General features: G+C 73.7%; 16 protein-coding genes and 1 pseudogene. 11 read left to right on the top strand and 6 right to left on the bottom strand.

The window, feature by feature from the left end:
* Positions 1–7 precede the first annotated feature (7 nt).
* Complete coding sequence (locus ACTVZO_RS02420) at positions 8–760, top strand: amino acid ABC transporter ATP-binding protein (protein ID WP_443303023.1); 753 nt, start codon at positions 8–10, stop codon at positions 758–760.
* 97 nt (positions 761–857) lie between these two features.
* Here the strand turns inward: ACTVZO_RS02420 and ACTVZO_RS02415 are convergent, their stop codons facing one another.
* From ACTVZO_RS02415 to ACTVZO_RS02405, 3 genes are all read right to left on the bottom strand, one after another.
* A complete protein-coding gene (locus ACTVZO_RS02415) occupies positions 858–1,073 on the bottom strand; it encodes a hypothetical protein (RefSeq protein WP_443296729.1) in 216 nt (71 codons plus the stop codon).
* Positions 1,074–1,095: 22 nt separating this feature from the next.
* Positions 1,096–1,449: a PRC-barrel domain containing protein gene (locus tag ACTVZO_RS02410; protein WP_443296728.1), complete on the bottom strand. Its 354-nt coding sequence runs from the start codon at positions 1,447–1,449 to the stop codon at positions 1,096–1,098.
* A 127-nt stretch (positions 1,450–1,576) separates the two neighbouring features.
* Positions 1,577–2,764, bottom strand: a complete 1,188-nt coding sequence (locus ACTVZO_RS02405) for a winged helix DNA-binding domain-containing protein (protein ID WP_443296727.1) — start codon at positions 2,762–2,764, stop codon at positions 1,577–1,579.
* Positions 2,765–3,061: 297 nt separating this feature from the next.
* Between ACTVZO_RS02405 and ACTVZO_RS02400 the strand changes: the two genes are divergently transcribed.
* From ACTVZO_RS02400 to ACTVZO_RS02385, 4 genes are read left to right on the top strand one after another with little or no spacing between them, the layout of a single operon-like run.
* Positions 3,062–3,751 carry a HemK2/MTQ2 family protein methyltransferase gene (locus ACTVZO_RS02400; protein WP_443296726.1) on the top strand — a complete coding sequence of 230 codons (690 nt, stop codon included), beginning with the start codon at positions 3,062–3,064 and terminating at the stop codon, positions 3,749–3,751.
* On the top strand, positions 3,735–4,025 hold the full coding sequence (locus ACTVZO_RS02395) for a CDGSH iron-sulfur domain-containing protein (protein ID WP_443296725.1): 291 nt from the start codon (positions 3,735–3,737) through the stop codon (positions 4,023–4,025). The genes ACTVZO_RS02400 and ACTVZO_RS02395 overlap by 17 nt, the downstream gene beginning before the upstream one ends.
* Positions 4,022–5,029 carry an iron-containing redox enzyme family protein gene (locus ACTVZO_RS02390; RefSeq protein ID WP_443296724.1) on the top strand — a complete coding sequence of 336 codons (1,008 nt, stop codon included), beginning with the start codon at positions 4,022–4,024 and terminating at the stop codon, positions 5,027–5,029. The genes ACTVZO_RS02395 and ACTVZO_RS02390 overlap by 4 nt, the downstream gene beginning before the upstream one ends.
* Positions 5,030–5,083: 54 nt before the next feature.
* Positions 5,084–7,495, top strand: coding sequence for a SpoIIE family protein phosphatase (locus ACTVZO_RS02385; protein ID WP_443296723.1), 2,412 nt, complete (start codon positions 5,084–5,086; stop codon positions 7,493–7,495).
* A gap of 80 nt (positions 7,496–7,575) precedes the next feature.
* On the opposite strand, the gene ACTVZO_RS02380 is transcribed toward ACTVZO_RS02385, so the two are convergent.
* Positions 7,576–8,559 carry an aldo/keto reductase gene (locus tag ACTVZO_RS02380; RefSeq protein ID WP_443296722.1) on the bottom strand — a complete coding sequence of 328 codons (984 nt, stop codon included), beginning with the start codon at positions 8,557–8,559 and terminating at the stop codon, positions 7,576–7,578.
* Between the two features lie 97 nt (positions 8,560–8,656).
* Between ACTVZO_RS02380 and ACTVZO_RS02375 the strand changes: the two genes are divergently transcribed.
* The gene (locus ACTVZO_RS02375; RefSeq protein WP_443296721.1) at positions 8,657–9,244 is read left to right on the top strand and encodes a TetR family transcriptional regulator; all 588 of its coding nucleotides are present in this window, start codon (positions 8,657–8,659) and stop codon (positions 9,242–9,244) included.
* A 200-nt stretch (positions 9,245–9,444) separates the two neighbouring features.
* Here the strand turns inward: ACTVZO_RS02375 and ACTVZO_RS02370 are convergent, their stop codons facing one another.
* Positions 9,445–9,738, bottom strand: a complete 294-nt coding sequence (locus ACTVZO_RS02370) for a winged helix-turn-helix transcriptional regulator (RefSeq protein WP_443303022.1) — start codon at positions 9,736–9,738, stop codon at positions 9,445–9,447.
* A 59-nt stretch (positions 9,739–9,797) separates the two neighbouring features.
* Here ACTVZO_RS02370 and ACTVZO_RS02365 point away from each other — a divergent pair.
* Positions 9,798–10,455: pseudogene (locus tag ACTVZO_RS02365) on the top strand (NAD(P)-binding domain-containing protein).
* A gap of 154 nt (positions 10,456–10,609) precedes the next feature.
* Positions 10,610–11,149 carry a SixA phosphatase family protein gene (locus tag ACTVZO_RS02360; protein WP_443296720.1) on the top strand — a complete coding sequence of 180 codons (540 nt, stop codon included), beginning with the start codon at positions 10,610–10,612 and terminating at the stop codon, positions 11,147–11,149.
* A gap of 88 nt (positions 11,150–11,237) precedes the next feature.
* On the opposite strand, the gene ACTVZO_RS02355 is transcribed toward ACTVZO_RS02360, so the two are convergent.
* Positions 11,238–11,708, bottom strand: a complete 471-nt coding sequence (locus ACTVZO_RS02355) for a lamin tail domain-containing protein (RefSeq protein ID WP_443296719.1) — start codon at positions 11,706–11,708, stop codon at positions 11,238–11,240.
* A gap of 461 nt (positions 11,709–12,169) precedes the next feature.
* Between ACTVZO_RS02355 and ACTVZO_RS02350 the strand changes: the two genes are divergently transcribed.
* From ACTVZO_RS02350 to ACTVZO_RS02340, 3 genes are all read left to right on the top strand, one after another.
* Positions 12,170–13,165: a hypothetical protein gene (locus ACTVZO_RS02350; RefSeq protein ID WP_443296718.1), complete on the top strand. Its 996-nt coding sequence runs from the start codon at positions 12,170–12,172 to the stop codon at positions 13,163–13,165.
* 150 nt (positions 13,166–13,315) lie between these two features.
* The gene (locus ACTVZO_RS02345; protein WP_443296717.1) at positions 13,316–15,178 is read left to right on the top strand and encodes an HSP90 family protein; all 1,863 of its coding nucleotides are present in this window, start codon (positions 13,316–13,318) and stop codon (positions 15,176–15,178) included.
* Complete coding sequence (locus tag ACTVZO_RS02340) at positions 15,178–18,180, top strand: tetratricopeptide repeat protein (protein WP_443296716.1); 3,003 nt, start codon at positions 15,178–15,180, stop codon at positions 18,178–18,180. The genes ACTVZO_RS02345 and ACTVZO_RS02340 overlap by 1 nt, the downstream gene beginning before the upstream one ends.
* Positions 18,181–18,207: the final 27 nt, after the last annotated feature.

Genomic DNA, 18,207 nt, shown 5'->3' with positions numbered 1-18,207 from the left:
CCAGCCGATGGTCAAGGCAGAAGGCGTCCACAAGTCGTACGGCGCCGCCCACATCCTGCGCGGGATCGATCTGGAAGTCGCTCCGCGTGAGGTGTTCTGTCTGGTCGGTCCGTCCGGGTCCGGCAAGTCGACGTTCCTGCGCTGTATCAACCACCTGGAGCGGATCAACGCCGGCCGGCTGTCGGTCGACGGGCATCTGGTGGGGTACAGGCAGAAGGGCGACAAGCTGTACGAGCTGAAGGACTCCGAGGTCGCGGCGCAGCGCCGGGACATCGGGATGGTGTTCCAGCGGTTCAACCTGTTCCCGCACATGACGGCCATAGAGAACGTCATGGAAGCGCCGGTGATGGTCAAGGGCGAGTCGAAGGCGGTGGCGCGGGAGCGTGCCGTGCGGCTGCTGGACCGGGTGGGTCTGGGTGACAAGGGCGGGAACTATCCCACCCAGCTGTCGGGCGGGCAGCAGCAGCGGGTGGCGATCGCGCGTGCGCTGGCGATGGAGCCGAAGCTGATGCTCTTCGACGAGCCGACCTCGGCTCTCGACCCGGAGCTGGTGGGTGATGTGCTGGACGTGATGCGGGACCTGGCCGAGTCGGGCATGACCATGATCGTGGTCACCCACGAGATGGGTTTCGCGCGCGAGGTCGGTGACAACCTCGTCTTCATGGACGGCGGCGTCGTCGTGGAGTCCGGCCACCCCCGCGAGGTACTGGGCAATCCCCAGCACGACCGCACCAAGGCATTCCTGTCCAAGGTCCTCTGACACCGGGCCGGCGCGTATGGAAGAGGGGCGGTACGGGAATCCCGTACCGCCCCTCCGCCGTGCCCGGCCCCTACTTCAGGCCCAGGACCAGCCGTGCCTATTCGGTGAGCCGTTCCACCACCCGGCGGGCGGCCTCCTGCTCGGCGGCGGGCGGTGACAGTTCGTCCAGGGTGTCGAGGTCGGTGTCCTGTTCGAGTTCCTTCTCCCACGCCGCGGCGAGCCGCTCCTGCTCCCCGCGCGCCTTGGCGCCCAAGGCCTCCCGGTGAGCCGGATCGAGAGCCGCCAGAAAGCGTTCGACCACGTCTGAAGACATCGGTGCTCCTTGTCGCGAGGTGTCACATGTGCGGCATGCCGTAGTACTTGGCGAACTGCTCGAGGTAGGTGGGGTCGCGGGGCTGCTTCTCCCGCTCGAACTCGGGGGCGTGCTTGATCTGGTCCTTCGTCCGGCTGACGTGGACGATTTCGTTGGCGTGGTCGATGCGCTGAATGGTGCTGGCGGGGAGCAGTACGTGCTTTCCGAAGATCCATACGCCGGTGTCGACGACGAGGTAGCCGGTTCCGGCCTCGTCCGAGTGCTCGTCGACCTTCCCGACGTTCCCGTCGGACGCCTCGACCTTGAACCCGGTCAGGTCGGTTCCGGTCGCGTAGCCGCAATCGTCGCGGTAACCCCAGATGTCTTCGTTCGTCATGGCTGCTGCTTTCCTCGCTCGCTGCTACTGCTGTCCGGGCCGTTCAGGCTGTCCACCATCACCCGCACCGGGTGGAGCCGGGCGGGTGGCGCTCCGGCGACTCCCCTGTAAGGCGCAGCCGTGGGGATCAGGAGCGGTCGCCCTGCGACAGGCGTCGTTCCAGCGGTGTGCGGAAGCCGGGGCGGATGCGGATGTCGCCGAAGAAGGCGGCCAGCCGTGCGGTCTCGGTGGCGATGGAGCGGCGGGCGTCGCGGCCGATGCCGGTGTCGCTCAGCAGGTGGGTGACGATCTCACCGTCCGGGCGCTGGGTCCAGCCGCCGACGACCCGGCCGTGCCACCAGAGGGTGGGGCCGATGTTCCCGTACGCGTCGAAGAGTTCGGGAACGTGGGCGGGGTCGAGGTACCAGTCGCGGTGGCGCCAGCCCATGGGGGTCGGATCCAGAGTGGGAAGCAGGGCCGCGGACGGCTCGGGGGCGGCGGGGGCGTCGAGCTGGGCGGGCAGGGCGTGGCCGGGGCCGCAGGCCAGGTCCACGTCGACGCAGTGGGTGGCGGCGAGGGCCTTGCGGGTGTCGGTCACCGTCCAGCCGGTCCACCACCTGAGGTCCTCGGTGGTGGCGGGGCCGAAGGCGGCGAGGTAGGCGGCGGCCAGCTCGGCCCGGGCCCGGTCGGCGGGGAGTTCGGGGTGGGGCTCGGCGACGGTCCAGCGGAACTGGGAGGAGGCCCAGGTCCCCAGCGGGCGGCCGCGGCGGATGCGGCCCTCGGCGGCCAGGACGGACAGGACGCGGCTGGTGAGGCGGGGCCTGGACTCGTACGGCTTGCCCGGCGCGAGGAGGAGCTGCTCCTTCAGCCGCGGTACGGCGTCGGCGAGCTGGGCGGCGGTCGCCTCGCCGCGCTCCGCGAGCGCGGCGAGCACGGCCCCCTCGGTGGCCGACAGCCAGCGTACGTCATGGCCGAGTTGCTCCATCAGCACCTTGAGGAGGTTCCGGCGCTCCCGGGCCGCGACGGTGCGGGCGGTGGAGGCGTCGATCACCGGTGCCAGGGCGCGCGGGACGACGAACACGGTGCGGCGCATGCACAGCATCCGCACCAGGGTCCGGTCCGTGTACAGGGCCCGCTCCGCCTCGGCGACCGAGGGGGTGGCCAACCGGGCGGCCAGGCTCAGGTGGACGCTGGCCGCGTCCGTCGCGTGCAGGGCCAGCAGGGCGTCGGCGACCTGTTCGGGGCTGCCCGCACGGGTCGCGGGGGTGAGCAGATGGCGGGTGGTGAGCAGGCTTCGCCGGTGCTCGTCGGTGATCTTCGGCCGTTTCGGGGTCATGTCGGGTGCTGGGCGGCATGGCCGCCGTCGCCCCTCCCTTCGGATCTGATCGGACCGGACAGGCCGGGCGGCCTGCACACGATGTGACACAAGGTAGCCAGCACGGTGCGGGGGGTGCTTCCCGCCCCGGTCGGCTCACGGGAGCACGCCAGAACCCGTTGAGGACGGATTCGGTCCTGGATCACGCGCACCCGGCTCCGGACGGGTAGGGCGTCAGGTGCCGGGTAGCCGCCCCTTACGACGACCCGCCGCCCCCGGCTCCACGGAGTGCGGGGAGCGGCAGACCGGGAGGTACGCATGACGGCCACCGCCGGCGCGACCATGAGAACCATCCCGCCCGGACTGTTCGTTCCACCCGGTGTCTACCGGCCCCAGGCGGACACCCGGCTGCTGGCCGAGGCGTTCGGGCTCGAGGAGCTGGCACCGGGAACCGACGTGCTGGACATCGGCACCGGCACGGGCGCGCTCGCGCTCCTGGCCGCCTCGCGGGGCGCCCGTGTCACCGCGGTGGACGTCTCCTGGCCCGCGGTCGTCTCGGCCCGCGTGAACGCGTTGCGGCGGCGCCTGCCGCTCAGGGTCGTGCACGGCGACTTCGCGGCCCGTGCGCGAGGCGGGCGCTTCGACGTGATCCTGGCCAACCCGCCCTACGTCCCCTCACCGCGCGCCCGGCTCCCCTCGCGCGGCGCCCGGCGCGCCTGGGAGGGCGGGCTCGCCGGGCGGGAGGTCATCGACAGGATCTGCGCGCGGGCCCCGGCCCTGCTGCACCCCGGCGGCGTCCTGCTGATGGTGCACTCGGCCCTCTGCGGGGCCCGCGCCACCGTGGCCGACCTGGAGCGGGCCGGCATGTCGGCGGAGGTGACGCTCCGGACCTCGGTCCCCTGGGGGCCGGTCCTGCGCTCCCGGCGGGCCTGGCTCGAAGGACACGGCCTCGTCGGCCGGGGCGAGACGCGGGAGGAACTGGTGATCGTCCGTGCCGAATCCCGCTAGGCCGTCCTGTCCGTTCCCGCCGTCCGGCGCCGCCCGGGAATCCGCGGCCGGGCCGCCCGCCCGTGCCGCCGCCCGGCGGGTGACCGTGGAACCGGAGGGGCCGGTCCTGGTCGAGGGCCCGGTGGAGGTCGTCCTGGACGACGGGACGGTGGCCCGCTCCGACCGCTTCGTGGTCGCGCTGTGCACCTGCCGCCGCAGCCGCGTCCACCCCTGGTGCGACACCAGCCACCGCCCGCGCGCACAGTCGGCCCCCGAGGACAGGAGCCCCCGATGACGGCCGGCCCGGCCACGGCCCCGGGCCCCGCCCTGGTCGGGGGACGCGGCGCGCTCTCCGGCCTCGTGGTGGACGCCCTGCGCACCGGTCTGCCGCCCGCCGACCCCGCCGGGGCCGTCCCGGCGGCCGATCCGTGGGGCGAGGACCTCCAGCTCGCGCTCTACCTCCTGTACGAACTCCACTACCGGGGCTTCGCAGGCGTCGACGACGACCGCGAGTGGGATCCGGACCTCCTGCGGCTGCGCCGGGCGCTGGAGACCCGCATGCTGCACGCACTGCGCGGCGACCTCCGCGGGTCGCCGAGCTCCGTCGACGAGGCCTTCGCGCCGCTCCTGGTCGAGCCCGTGGACCTGACGGGCAGCCTCAGCCGTCACCTCGAGACCGACGGCGAACTCTGGCAGCTGCGCGAGTACGCGTCGCTGCGCTCCCTCTACCACCTGAAGGAGGCCGACCCGCACGTATGGGTCATCCCCCGGCTGACCGGCCGGGCCAAGGCCGGCATGGCCGCCGTGGAGTACGACGAGTTCGGCGCCGGCCGCGCCGCCCGCGTCCACGCCCGGCTCTTCGCCGATCTGATGTCCGACCTGGACCTGGACACCACGTACGGCCACTACCTCGACCAGGCCCCCGCACCGCTCCTGGCCACCGTCAACCTGATGTCCCTCTTCGGCCTGCACCGGGCCCTGCGCGGGGCGCTCGTGGGCCACTTCGCCTGCGTCGAGGTCACCTCCTCGCCGGGCTCCCGCCGCCTCGCGAAGGCCATGCGGCGGTGCGGTGCGGGGCCCGCGGCCGAGCACTTCTACGCGGAGCACGTCGAGGCCGACGCCGTGCACGAGCAGGTCGTACGCCGCGAGGTGATCGGCGGACTCCTCGCGGACGAGCCGCGTCTGGAGCCCGACATCGCGTTCGGCTGCACGGCGACGGTCCTGCTGGAGGACCGCCTGGGCGCACACATCCGCGAGGCCTGGGACGCGGGGCGCTCCGCCCTGCGGCGCTGCCCGTAGGCGTCCCCGTAGGCGTCGCCGTCGACGTCCGGCCGGACGTGTCATGCTCGGAGGATGACGGGCGATCCCGCACTCGCCGACGGTCCGGTCGGCCCCGAGGTGCTTGCCCTCGCCAAGGTCGTCGCCAGGCTGCGCGCCGAGCTGGAGGAGCTGGAGGGCGTCGCCTCCATGGCGTCGGTCGTGGAGCGGGCCAAGGGCGTGCTCATGGCCCGGGACGACGTGTCCGCGGAGACGGCCGGCCGGCTGCTCGGCGAGCGCGCCGCCCGCGGCGGGCGGACCTTGGTGGAGGAGTGCTGGTACACGCTGGGCTCCGTGGGCGCGGCCGCCGAGCCGGGCCCCGCACAGGCCCGTACCGGCCCGGTGACCGAACCGCCCGGCTCCCCCTCCGGTACCGCCGGGTACGCCCGGGGCACCAGGCGCGGAGGCGAGGGCCCGGGCGGGCCCCTCGCCCGGCTCGCCGAGGGCCTGAGCAGGACCGCCACCCCGGATGACGTGGCGGCGCTGCTCGCGGAGACACTGGCGGGCCCGGCCGGCGTCGACGCCGTCATGATCTACACGGAGGCGGTCGCCGGGAGTCTGGAACTGGCCGGACACGCCGGAGTCACCAAGGGCCTCGCCGAGCAGTGGTGCCACATCCCGCCGCTCAGCGGAGTCGCCGCGCTGGACGCCGTCGCCGGACGGGAGGCGGTGTGGCTGGAGGATCCGCGGCAGGACGCCGTCCGCTACCTGCTCATCGGGGACCCGCCCGGGCGGTGGCCGTCGCGCGCCTGGCTCCCGGTGCCCGGCGACGGCCCGGTCGCCAAGGTCGTCGGATTCTTCCGCACCCGCAGAGGACCGTTCGACGCCGCGACGAGGAAGCTGCTGCGCCGGTCCGTCAGGCTCTGCGCGGGCGCCCTGCGGGTACGGGGCGAGGCCGGCGCTCCCGAACCCGCGCAGGAGCACGTGGGGGAGGTGCAGCGGATCTTCGACGCCCTGTCCGGAACCGCGACGCTGCTCACCCCCATCCGGTCGCGGACGGGGGAGGTGGAGGACTTCCGGATCGACGCCGCCGCCCCCGGGTCGCTCGACGTGGCCGGACGGCTGGGGAAGGAACTGGTCGGCCGGTCGGTCCTGGAGACCTACCCGACGGTGGCGGGCACCGCTCTGTGGGACGGCTACCTGGACACGCTGACGACCGGGGTGGTCTACGAGGGCGAGCCCTTCGTGTACGAGGAGGTGACCGGCGGCGCCCCGCAGCGCTCCACGTTTTCCGTACGGGCGTCCAAGCTGGACGACCGCCTGGTCGTTTCCTGGGTGCGCCACGACACCGACGAGCGGGAGAGCCGCCGGCTGGCCGACATGCAGCGGCTCGGCAACCTGGGCTCCGCGGGCTGGAACCTGGTGACGGACACGGTCGTGTGGTCCGAGCAGGTGTACGCGGTCTTCGACCGCGATCCCGCTCTCGGGCCGATGAAGCTGGAGGAGCTGCCGGGGCACGTGCTCCCCGAGGACCTGCCGAAGCTCGGTCGCGCGACACAGCGGCTGCTCGAGGACGGCGAGGCGATGGACCAGGGGTTCCGCATCACGACGGCGGCCGGGATCCGGCACGTGCGCATCGTCGCCGAAGCGCAGACCGACGCGGAGGGCACTCCGGTGGAGGTGCACGGCTTCTTCCAGGACGTGACCGCCCTGCGGGACGCCGAACTCGCCCTGCTCGCGAGCGAACGCGCCGTCCTCGTACAGACCGGCATGCTCCAGGCCGAGCGCACCCTCGCCGCCCACCTCCAGCACACCCTCCTGCCCGTTCCCCAGCAGTCCCTGGAACTCGCCGGCCTGCGCGTCGACGTCGCCTACCTGCCCGCCGACCGGGGCCTGAACGTGGGCGGCGACTGGTACAGCGCCATCGGGCTCCCGGACGACAGCGCCCTGTTCGTCGTCGGCGACGTGGCCGGTCACGGGCTGGCCGCCGTAGGGACCATGGCCCAGCTGCGGTTCACGGCCAAGGGCATGGCCATCACCGGCTCGGCCCTGCCGGACGTCCTGGGCCGGCTCAACCGGCTCCTGCTGCACACCGCCCGGGACGCCGGTGTGACGACCGCGACCATGGTGATGGGCCGCTACGGTCCCCGGGACCACCGCCTGACGTGGGTGCGGGCCGGGCACCTGCCCCCGCTGCTGATCAGGGACGGGGAGGCCAGCTACCTCCCGCAGCCCGAGGGCAACCTGCTCGGCGCCGCCTTCGACTCGGCCTACGCCCAGGCCGACCTGCGCCTCCAGCCCGGGGACCACCTGCTCCTCTACACCGACGGGCTGGTCGAGGAGCCGGGGGAGGACATCGACGCGGGCCTCGCGGGGCTCGCCGTCACGGCCCGGCGGCTGATCGAGGAAGGCCGGGGCGATCGGCTCGCGCGCACCCTCGCGGCCCGCAGGCCGGGGCGCCGCGACGACATCTGCGTCGTGCACGTCCACCTCCCGGGCGGCAGATGAGCCGCGGTCCCGGAGGGACCCAGAGGGACCCAGAGGGACGGAGAGGGACGGAGAGGGCGCCGGACGCGCGGGCCGCACGGTCAGCCGTTCAGCGAGTTCATCAGCTCGGGGGCGTAGCGGTCTCCCGAGGCCACGCCGTGCGGGGCGACGGCGTCGATGGCGGCCAGGTCCGCGTCGCTGATCGTGACGGCGGTGGCGGCGATGTTCTCCTCCAGGTAGCGGCGGCGCTTGGTGCCCGGGATCGGCACCGCGCCCTGCCGCAGGGTCCAGGCCAGCGCGAGCTGCGAGGGCGTGACGCCCTTCTCCGCGGCGAGGCGGCGGACCTGGTCGACGACGGCCAGGTTGCGGTGGAAGTTCTCGCCCTGGAAGCGGGGGTCGGTGCGGCGGAAGTCGTCGTCGGCGAAGTCGTCCGGGCTGGTGATGGCCCCGGAGAGGAAACCCCGGCCGAGCGGGGAGTAGGCGACGAGCCCGATGCCCAGCTCGCGCAGCGTGCCGAGGACGCCGTCGTGCTCGATGCCGCGCTCGAAGAGGCTGTACTCGGTCTGTACGGCGGCCAGCGGATGCACGGCGTGAGCGCGGGCGATGGTGGCCGGAGCGGCCTCGCACAGGCCGATGTGGCGGACCTTTCCGGCGGCGACGAGTTCGGCCAGTGCGCCGACGCTCTCCTCGACGGGCACGTCCGGGTCGATCCGGTGCAGGTAGTACAGGTCGACGTGGTCGGTGCCCAGGTGGCGCAGGGACCGGTCGAGCGAGTGGCGGATGTACTCGGGGGTCGCGTTGTGGCCGCGGAAGGCGCCCTCGTCGGTGAACTCGACCCCGGTCTTGGTGGCGACGACGGCTGCCTCCCGGCGGCCGGCCAGGGCCTTGCCGAGCAGCTGTTCGTTGCGGAAGGGACCGTAGCCCTCGGCGGTGTCGAGCAGGGTGACACCCAGCTCGAGGGCCCGGTCGATCGTGGCCAGCGACTCCGTCTCGTCGGTGGCTCCGTAGTGGGCGCTCATGCCCATCAGCCCGAGCCCTTCGGCGCCGACCTCGAGTCCCTGGGTGCCCAGTGCGCGGATGTCCATCGTGATCTCCCGGGAAGTAACTAACTGGATAGATGCAGCATGCGGCGCGCCAGGGCGTCATGTCAATAACCAGATAGTTACTTGCTAGGCTCGGGGCATGGCACGGGATTCCAGCGCGACCAAGGCACGCCTGCTCGATGCGGCCTTCTCCGAGTTCGCGGCGTACGGCATCGCAGGCGCGCGGGTCGACCGCATCGCCGAGGCGGCACAGGCCAACAAACGCCTCATCTACGTCTACTACGGCAACAAGGAGCAGCTCTTCGACGCCGTGCTCCAGCGGGCGCTGGAGACCGGCTCGGAGTCCGTGCCGTTCGACGCCGACGACCTGCCCGGATACGCGGGCGCCGTCTTCGACCACCTCATCGGGCGGCCGTCCCTGATGCGCCTGGTGCTCTGGAAGCAGCTGGAGCGCCCCGAGACGGCCGGCACGGAGGCGGCGCCCTACGCGGGCAAGATCGCGGCGGTCCGGCAGCGGCAGGAGGCGGGCCGCATCGACGCCGGGACCGACCCCGCCGATGTGCTGACGCTGGTGATGGCCCTGTCGCAGGCGTGGTTCGGCGCGATGGGCGCTCCGGCGGACGGCGGTACGGGCTCCGGCTGGGAGGCGGACCGGACCGCCCGCCACCGCGCGGCGGTGGTGGAGGCCGTACGACGGATCACCGCACCGCCCGGGAACGGCGGTTGAGCCGCGCGCCGAGGCGGTGGTAGCGGGCGTTCCCGCAGGGGCCGCCACTGCGGGGCCGCGCCCGTCCCGGCCCCGCCCGTTCGCCCGTGGCACCCACCTTTTTGTGGGTACTTGGCAGCGGATGGAGCCGGGGCGAAGCTGGTCGTGCGCGGTCGGGCGGAGTGCGGACGGGGAGGAGACACGGGGGACGCACCGCTGCGTCAGGAAGCCGACGAGGCCTTGTTGAGCTTCTCCAGGCGGCGATGGCCCCAGTCGGAGAGGGAGTTCAACGCCTCGGAGAGCTCGCGGCCGAACGGCGTCAGGGAGTAGACCGTCTTCAACGGCAGCACATCGTGCACCTCCCGGTGCACCAGCCCGTCCGTCTGCATCTCGCGCAGCGCCTGGGTCAGCACCTTCTCGCTGAGGCCCGGCAACCGCCGCCGCAGCTCACCGGGGCGGTGCTGGCCGGATTCCAGCAGCCAGAGCAGAGCGGTCTTCCACTTGCCGTCGATCATGGCGATCGCGGCGGTCACTCCGCAGACATCCGGGTCCTGGGCACGGCCGCGCGGCCTTCCTGGACGCCGGCCTGCGGACCACGTTCTGGAACCGGACGCCGGGCAGGGACCGCGAGCTGCTCGAACGCGGCGCGCTCGGCGCGCGCTCGGTGGAGGAGGCGGTCTCCGCGAGCCCGCTGACCGTGGTCTGCGTGGTGAACATACGACGCGTCCGACGCCGTACTGCGGTCCGGCACGGTCACCGCTGCGCTCAAGGGGCGCACGCTCGTCAACCTCACCGCCGACACCCCGGCGCGGGCCCGGGACACGGCGGCCTGGGCGGCCGCGCACGGCATCCGGTACCTGGACGGCGCGATCATGACGCCGACCACGACCATCGGAACGCCCGCCGCGGTGTTCATCCACAGCGGCCCCGAGGAGCTCTACCGCGAGCTCCGGCCGTCGCTGGACGCGCTGGGCGGCACCCACACCCACGTGGGCGAGGACACCGGCAGGGCGGCGGCGTACGACATCGCGCTGCTCGACACCTTCTCCGGGGAGGGCAACCCGATCACCTCGGCGGTCTCGTCCATGGCGCACATCGTCCACACCTCCGAGGCCCACGGCATCGATGCGGGCGTGATGCGCGCGGCCGAGGGCATGGCCCGCCGGGCCGTCGGGCGGGGGCACGGCGCGGACGGGTTCATCCGCATCGCGGAGCTCCTGGGCCGTCGCTGAGGGCCGTCACGCGCCGACGGCGCCCGGGCCCGGCCCTCCACGGCGGGGGAGGGGCCCGGGCGGCGCGGACCTCCGTCGGAGGGCTCGCACGTGCGTACGTCAGGTGGCGGCCGCACCATGGCCTTGTACCAGCCCCGCGCCGAAGGAGACGACCATGCCCGTGGAACCCGCGGCCCGCGCGGGCGGCGACGGCCGCCGACTGCTGCTGGTCCGGCACGCGAAGGCCGTGCCCAAGGGGCAGACGGACGACTTCGACCGTCCCCTGAGCGACCGGGGCCGTACGAACGCGCCCGGGGCCGGACGCTGGCTGGCCGGGTCGGGGTACGGGGCCGATCTGGCCCTGTGCTCCCCGTCGCGCAGGACCCGGCAGACGTGGGAGCTGATGCTGCCCGCCCTGACGAGCCCGCCCCCGACGGTGTACGACGACCGGCTCTACGACGCGACTCCGAGCGTGCTGGTCGAGGTGCTTGCCGCGCGGGGCGGGAACCTCGGCAACGTGCTGCTCGTCGGCCACAACTCCGGCATCCACGAACTCGCCTCGGCCCTGTGCGGGAGCGGCCCGGCGGACCTGCTGGCACGGCTCCGGGAGGGGTTCCCCACGTCGGGAGTCGCCGTGGTGGACCTGGCCGACGGCTGGGACGCCGTGACCCCGGGCCACGGCAGGCTGGCAGCCCTCTGGTCCCCGTCCTCCTGACGGGCGGTACCGCTACGCGGCGGCGTGCCGCGGCGGGGTCGTCGCCGCGGCACGCCGTAGGGGAGAGGGGCAGCCCGGAGGCGAGGAGCTAGCGGCGGTTGTCGCGCCGGCCCCAGGACTTGGCGTCGACCACGCGGTCGCGGTCGTCGCGCAGGGTGGCGGTGTCGCGCTCGTCCCAGATCTGGTGGCGGCGGTCCTGGTAGAGGTCGCGGTTGCCGTTGTTCCCCTGGCCGGTGTGGACCTTGACGCTGGAGCGGCCGTCGAGGCGGAAGCCCCGGAAGCGGTAGCGGTTGCCGTCGCTGTCGGTGAGGGTGAAGCCGCGCAGCTCCACCGCGTGGCGGCCGGTGTTCTTCACCTCGACCCACTCGCGGTTCAGGGCGCGGTTGTCGCGGCCCCGGCTCTCGTGCTGCACGTCCCCGATGACGATCGAGGAGTGCCGGCCGCGGTGGTCGCGCCGGTCGTCGTCGTGGGCGGCGGCCGGGACGGCGGCCGCGCCGACCAGGGTGCCGGCGGCCAGGACCGCGGCGAGGAGACGGCGGGTGGCGGGAGAAGCGGACATGGAGAGGACTCCTTCGGAAAGTCAGCCCGGTCCGGCCTCGTGACGGCCGTGCGGGCTCCGTGCGGTGACCGGCGTCCTGCCGGCGAGCCACACTCTGGCCCGATCCGCCACCAAACGCCACAACTCAGGACCCGTGTTGCCAAATGAGGACATGTCGGTAACCCTCCCTTGTAAGAGGCATACGTCAATCCGGTGTTGACCGGATCTCAGGTGACGGATGTGAACGGCCCGTGCGATAGCGGGGCATGCGGGTTTCGGCCACCAGACCCGCGTGTCCGCGCCGGCTCGTGCGCTCTGCGCCGAACGGGTTGGCTGTTCCGTAACAGGCGATCCTGCCGCGTGTTCGCCTACGCGTACGCTGTGAAATCGAGTGTGCGATTTTCGGTCACGCGTGATAGTCACTACCTTCACGAGGGGGTGATCCACGGCCTCCCCGTTCGAACACGGCAAGGGGTGGGGACATGGCGTTGCTCCGTCAATGGGGGCTCACGCTGGGGAAATGGGCGGGCCGGCCCGTCGCGCAGGTGCAGGAGGACTCGGGCGATCCCGAGGCGCGGCGCGTACGGGACGCCGCATCGGCGGGGGACTGGGCCACGGTACGGGCGGTGCTCGACGCGCGTCCCGAGAGCGAGGACCGGACGGAACTGCTGTGGGCCGTCGGTGAGACCGCGGGGGTGGAGCGGTGGATCACCGCGGTCCTCGAAGCGGAACCAGACGCGCCACTGCCCCGTCTGGTGGCCGGAATCCGCCAGATCGGCTGGGCATGGGAAGCCCGGACCGGCGCGCGGGCGAAGGACGTCTCGCGCGAACAGTTCGAGGTGTTCCACGCACGCCTGCACACGGCCGAGCAGTGGCTGTACGAGGTGGCGGAACGCGAACCGCGGTGGAGCTCCCCCTGGTACGGCCTCCAGATCACCGGCCGAGGCCTCGAAGTCGGCCAAACCGCCGCGCGACGCAGGTTCGCGGCGACGGTGCGCCGCGACCCGCACCATCTCGGAGCGCACCAGCAGCAGTTGCAGCAGGTCTGCGCGAAGTGGGGCGGATCGCACGAGGAGATGCACTCCTTCGCCCGCACGTCCGCGTTCGCCGCACCCGGCGGCACGCTCCTGGGCCAGCTCGTCGCCGTCGCGCACCTGGAGGAGTGGCTCTCCCTCGACGCCGGACCCGACGCCGCGTACATGCACCGGCCCGAGGTGAGGGCGTCCCTGCGGGAGGCGGCCGACCACTCGTTCCGGCACCCGGACTTCGACCGCCGGGGTGCCTGGAGCCAGGTCCTCAACACCTTCGCCATGGCCTTCTCCCTGGCCGGGGACCGGGACGCCGCACGGGAGTGCTTCGACGCCACCGAGGGCCGCGTCACCAAGTTCCCCTGGTACTACCTGAACGGTTCGGACCCCGCCGCGGCCTACCGCAAGCAGCGTTCCTCGACCGGACGCCAGGCCGGCCAGGCCGTCTGAGACGACCGGGTGCCGTGACCGGGCGGGACGGCCGGCGCCGCCGCGACCCTGCCCGCCCTTCCACGCCGCACCCCGAACCCCCTCCGTCAGCCCTCCCGCCGGCGCCGCCCCCGCGGCCGCGCCGGCGCGCCCACCGAAAGACCGTGCCAGGTGCCCCCTTCCGAATCCGCCCACACCTTCCAGGTCGACCTGCGCGGCCTGGTCGACCTGCTCTCCCACCACCTGTACTCGAGCCCCCGCGTCTACCTGCGCGAGCTGCTGCAGAACGCCGTCGACGCGATCACCGCACGGCAGGCGGTCGACCCCGGTGCGCCCGCCGCCATCACGGTGCGCACCGGCGACACCCTCACCGTCACGGACACCGGCATCGGCCTGACCGAAGCCGACGTCCACCGCTTCCTCGCCACCATCGGGCGCAGCTCGAAGCGGACCGCGGACGGCGCCCTCGACGGCGCCGGGCTCGACGCCGCCCGCGGGGAGTTCATCGGCCAGTTCGGCATCGGACTGCTCGCCTGCTTCGTCGTGGCCGACGAGATCACCGTGCTCAGCCGGTCCGCGGCCGACCCGGCGGCCCCCGCCGTCGAATGGCGCGGCCACTCCGACGGCCGCTACACCATCCGCACCCTGCCCGCCTCGGCCGTCCCCGAGCCCGGCACCACCGTGCGCCTCACCCCCCGCGCCGACAACGCCGAGTGGACGAAGCCGGAGCAGGTGGTCTCCCTGGCCCGGCACTACGGCGGCCTGCTGAGGCACGAGGTCACCGTCGTCGGACCGCGGGGCGAGACCCACCGGATCAACGACACACCCCCGTGGGAGCAGACCCACCGCTCCCCGCTTGCCCGCCGCGAGGCGCTGACCGGCTACTGCCGCCGGCTCTTCGACTTCACCCCGCTCGACACCATCGAGTTCGACCTCCCCGCCGCCGGACTGCGCGGCGTGGCCTACGTCCTGCCCACCGCCGTGAGCCCGGCACAGCGCGCGGGGCACCGCGTGCACCTCAAGGGCATGCTGCTCACGGACCAGGCACCCGAACTCCTCCCCGAATGGGCCTTCTTCGTGCGCTGCGTGGTGGACACCACCAGCCTGCGGCCCACCGCCTCCCGCGAAGCGCTGTACGAGGACGGCACGCTGTCCGCCGTGCGCGACGCCCTCGGCGACCGCATCCGCGACTGGCTCACCGGACTCGCCGCCAGCGACCCCTCCCTGCTGCACCGCTTCATCGACACGCACCACCTCGCGGTGAAGGCGCTCGCCCGCTACGACGACGAGCTGCTGCGCATCGTGCTGCCGTGGCTGCCCTTCGAGACCACCGACGGCAACGTCACGCTCGAGGAGTTCGCTCGGGCGCACCCGACCGTCCTGGTCGCGCGCAGCGTCGAGGAGTTCCGTCAGGTCGCGCCCATCGCCTCGGCCGCCGGCCTCGGCGTCGTCAACGGCGGGTACACGTACGACCGCGACCTCGTGCACCGGCTGCCGGAGATCCGTCCCGGCACGGCCGTCACCGACCTCGACCCGGCCACCGTCACCGCCCACCTCGACGCCGTCGACCCGGCCGCCGAGCTGAGGGCGGCGCACTTCCTCGCCGTGGCCCGCGAGACCATCGGCGTCCACGACTGCGACGTCGTGCTGCGGGACTTCCAGCCCGTCACCGCCCCCGCGCTGCTGCTCGACAACCGGGAGGCCCGCCATGAGCGGACCAGGTCGAGCCTCGCCGCCGACAGCGACGGCCTGTGGGCCGACATCCTCGGCTCCCTGCGCCACGAGACCCCGCGCGCCCAGCTCGTCCTGAACCACCTCAACCCGCTGGTCCGCCAGGCGATCACGATCACCGAGCGCGGACTGGCCGTCACGACCGCCGAAGCCCTCTACGGCCAGGCCCTGCTGCTCAGCCGGCGCCCGCTGCGGGCGGGAGAGAGCGCCCTGCTCAACCGGGCCTTCATCGGCCTGCTCACCCACGCCATGCACCACCCCGGCACCGGGGCACCCGGCTCCGAGCCCCGGAAGGAACACTGATGCCGGACACCCACGAGGCCGTGGTCGACGCGCTCCGCGAGAACCACGACCGTCCCCACGGCCTGCAGCGCACCATCACCGCCGAGGAACTCGTCGAGGCGGCCGAATCCTTCGACGAGCCCGACGTCCTCATCACGGCCCTGCTGGAACTGATGACGGCCTACGAGCACACCGGCGAACACCGCAAGTCGCCCGTCGTCTTCGCCCGGGTCCTCAAGCTGTGGGAGACCGCTCCCGAATCCTTCAGCCAGTGGGAGGCCCATCAGGTCTTCTGGCGCTTCAAGTGGGTGACGACCTCCCTCCTCCAGGTGCCCGAGGTGTCCCTGGCCACCGTCCGCGGATGGATCGACCAGATGCGCATCCGCTACGAGGCCGCCGGACACGGCATGCAGCCGGTGGCGGCGATGCGCTACCACGTCGCCTCCCACACCGGCGCCGGCGTCGCCGACGCCTACGACCTGTGGGCCACCCGCCCCCGTACCGAGCTGAGCGACTGCGAGGCCTGCGAGACCCGGCACCTGGCCTGGCACCAGGTGACGGCGGACGACGACGCCGGAGCCCTGGACGTCTGGCGGCCGGTCCTCGACGGAGCCATGGGATGCAGCGACGAACCGCAGATGAGCCAGGCCCGCGCCCTGCTGCCGCTGCTGCGCGCCGGCCGTCCGGACGACGCCCGCTCCCACCACCTCACCGGCTACCGGCGGGTGCGGGGCAACACCGGCATGCAGGACGAGGTCGGTCTGCACCTCGAATTCTGCGCCCTCTCGCGCAACGAGGGCCGGGGGCTGGAGATCCTCGCGGAGAACCGCCCGCTCTTCGAGGCGACCGGCGCCCCCCTGGGCCGCCTGCACTTCCTCACCGGCGTCGAGGTGCTCCTCGCCCGCCTCGTCGAGGACGGCCACGGCGACACCGCCGTCGCGGGACCGCCCGGACGGAACTGGCGCGCCGGTGAACTCCTCGCCCACGTCCGTACCGAGTCGGACCGGCTCACCACCGCGTTCGACGCGCGCAACGCCACCACGGCCGTCGGCGACCAGCGCCGCACGCGCCTCGCGCGGCGCCCGCTGCTCGACCAGCCGCTGCTGCCGCTCGGACTGCGGGCGTCCGTCACCCTGTCCTCCGCGGCGGGCGGCACGAAGCCGGCCGGCACCGCGCCCGTCGCGCAGACGGAGGTACCCGACGACTTCGTGTCCCTGGTGCGCGAGGCCCGCCGCATGGCGGCCGCCGGCCATCCCGGGGAGACCAGGCTCTGGAACCGGGTAGCGGAACGCCTGGCCGCGGACCCCTCCCCGTACGAGGACCAGCTCGGCCCGGAGGACCTCCTCCAGGCCGAGCTGGCCGCGCACCGCGCGTACCGGCTCGCCAAGGAGGACCGGGTAGCGGAGACCGGCGCGGAGCTGGAGCGGGCCGCCGGGCTGTACGAGCGGCTCGGGATGCCCTGGCACGTCCTCGCCGTGCGCACCCGCGCCCTCGCCTGGGCCTCCTCCGGCCTGGAGACGGACGACGAGGCCCCGCAGCAGGACCCGGCGGCCGGCCACGGCGCCGCACGGCCGGACGCGGACGCGATCCGGGCGGGCCTCGACGAGGCCCCGCGCGAGGCGGAGAGGCTCAAGGCCGAATTCCCGCTCACGGACCGGGACTCCGGAGCCGACGGGCAGCCGGCGGAGCGCGTACAGGAGTACCTGAACGTGCTGTTCTCCTGCGCCTTCGCCGCCTACCAGGAGGCGCTGCGGCAGCCGCCGGAGGCCACGGGCCCCGTCATGGAGCGGTTCGAGGAGCGCGCCGGGGCGCTGCGCGCCGAGGCGCAGCGCCTGTCCGTGCCCCACCAGGTGGCCAATGCGCGGCAGCTCGCCGCGGACCTGGCCGGCCGCGCCGGCGACACGGTGCGCGCCGAGCAGGAGCTGCGCGCCGCGCTCGAGGAGGTGGACGGCTCCGGGCGGCCCTGGCGCGGTTCGCGCCTGCGCGCCATGCTGGCCCAGATCCTGCTCCGCAAGGACGAGCCGGCGGAGGCGGCGGAGCTCCTGCACCGGGCGGTCTCCGACGCGGCCCGCTACGACGACACGGACTTCGCCCTGGCCCCGACGTACGCCCTGCTCGGCCACGCGGCGACGCACCTCGGGGACTCCGGCGGCGCCGTGCGCCACCTCTCCGAGGCGGCGGCGCGGTTCGACCAGGACGGGGCGCACGACCAGGCCGCCGACGCGCGGCTCCAGCTCGCCGATGTGCTGGCGCGCAGCGGGCAGCAGGCCGACGCCGTCGCCGTGCTGGAATCGGTGCTGTCCGACGAGGCGGCGCCCGCGCTCGACGAACGCGTGCTCGCCCAGGCCCGGCTGACCCTGGGGCGCGGGCTGCGGGAGCTGGGGGAGTTCCTGCCCGCGGCCGAGGAGTTCCTGCGGCTGGCGGACACGGTCGCCGGATGGGAGGACGACCGCGCCGTCCACACCCTGGTGGCGGGGGAGGCGGCCACCGCACTGGCGATGGCCGACCGCTGGGACGCGACGGGCACCGCGTACGAGCGCGCCGTCTCCTCGCACGCCGAGGCGCCGAACCCCGGCCTCATCGTGCACATGATGTGCGAGTTCGCGCGCCTCACCCTGGAGTCCCGGGGCGCCGAAGGCCTCGACACGGCACTGGAGCACCTCGTACGGGCGGACGGGGTACGGGCCGCCGTGCCGGAGGAGACCGAGGACTTCGCCCCCTGGCACGCGGCGGGTTCGGTGCACTACCGCCGTGCCCGCGTCCTGGCGGCGGCCGACCGCTTCCCGGAGGCGCTGACCGAGGCGGAGGCGGCCGTCGCCGCCCACGAGCGGGGCGGGGAGCACGGCGAGGTGCCGCGCGCCGAAGCGGTCCGGATCGCCGCCCTGATCGAGGGGAACGGCCTCGCCCGGTTCGAGGCCGCCGTCGCCCGGCTGACGGCGGCGGCGGCGCGCTGCCGTGCGGCGGACCTGCCCGAGGCCGCCCACGTCCTCGACGCCCTGCGGCAGGACTACCTCAACCGGTAGCGCGGGAGGCGCGGTCCGCGCGGTCAG

It is taken from the genome of Streptomyces sp. IBSNAI002, from assembly GCF_052244475.1.
Classification (GTDB): Bacteria; Actinomycetota; Actinomycetes; order Streptomycetales; family Streptomycetaceae; genus Streptomyces.
Note: the sequence above shows the minus strand (reverse complement) of the source record. Positions and strands in the feature narration are given on the sequence as shown.

Bases quoted from the DNA above. Each gene is read 5' to 3' on its own strand.
- ACTVZO_RS02355 (WP_443296719.1), bottom strand. From the start codon at position 11,708: ATGTCCGCTTCTCCCGCCACCCGCCGTCTCCTCGCCGCGGTCCTGGCC.
- ACTVZO_RS02390 (WP_443296724.1), top strand. From the start codon at position 4,022: ATGACGGCCGGCCCGGCCACGGCCCCGGGCCCCGCCCTGGTCGGGGGA.
- ACTVZO_RS02340 (WP_443296716.1), top strand. From the start codon at position 15,178: ATGCCGGACACCCACGAGGCCGTGGTCGACGCGCTCCGCGAGAACCAC.
- ACTVZO_RS02350 (WP_443296718.1), top strand. From the start codon at position 12,170: ATGGCGTTGCTCCGTCAATGGGGGCTCACGCTGGGGAAATGGGCGGGC.
- ACTVZO_RS02415 (WP_443296729.1), bottom strand. From the start codon at position 1,073: ATGTCTTCAGACGTGGTCGAACGCTTTCTGGCGGCTCTCGATCCGGCT.
- ACTVZO_RS02380 (WP_443296722.1), bottom strand. From the start codon at position 8,559: ATGGACATCCGCGCACTGGGCACCCAGGGACTCGAGGTCGGCGCCGAA.
- ACTVZO_RS02410 (WP_443296728.1), bottom strand. From the start codon at position 1,449: ATGACGAACGAAGACATCTGGGGTTACCGCGACGATTGCGGCTACGCG.
- ACTVZO_RS02405 (WP_443296727.1), bottom strand. From the start codon at position 2,764: ATGACCCCGAAACGGCCGAAGATCACCGACGAGCACCGGCGAAGCCTG.
- ACTVZO_RS02360 (WP_443296720.1), top strand. From the start codon at position 10,610: ATGCCCGTGGAACCCGCGGCCCGCGCGGGCGGCGACGGCCGCCGACTG.
- ACTVZO_RS02400 (WP_443296726.1), top strand. From the start codon at position 3,062: ATGACGGCCACCGCCGGCGCGACCATGAGAACCATCCCGCCCGGACTG.
- ACTVZO_RS02420 (WP_443303023.1), top strand. From the start codon at position 8: ATGGTCAAGGCAGAAGGCGTCCACAAGTCGTACGGCGCCGCCCACATC.
- ACTVZO_RS02385 (WP_443296723.1), top strand. From the start codon at position 5,084: ATGACGGGCGATCCCGCACTCGCCGACGGTCCGGTCGGCCCCGAGGTG.
- ACTVZO_RS02370 (WP_443303022.1), bottom strand. From the start codon at position 9,738: ATGATCGACGGCAAGTGGAAGACCGCTCTGCTCTGGCTGCTGGAATCC.
- ACTVZO_RS02375 (WP_443296721.1), top strand. From the start codon at position 8,657: ATGGCACGGGATTCCAGCGCGACCAAGGCACGCCTGCTCGATGCGGCC.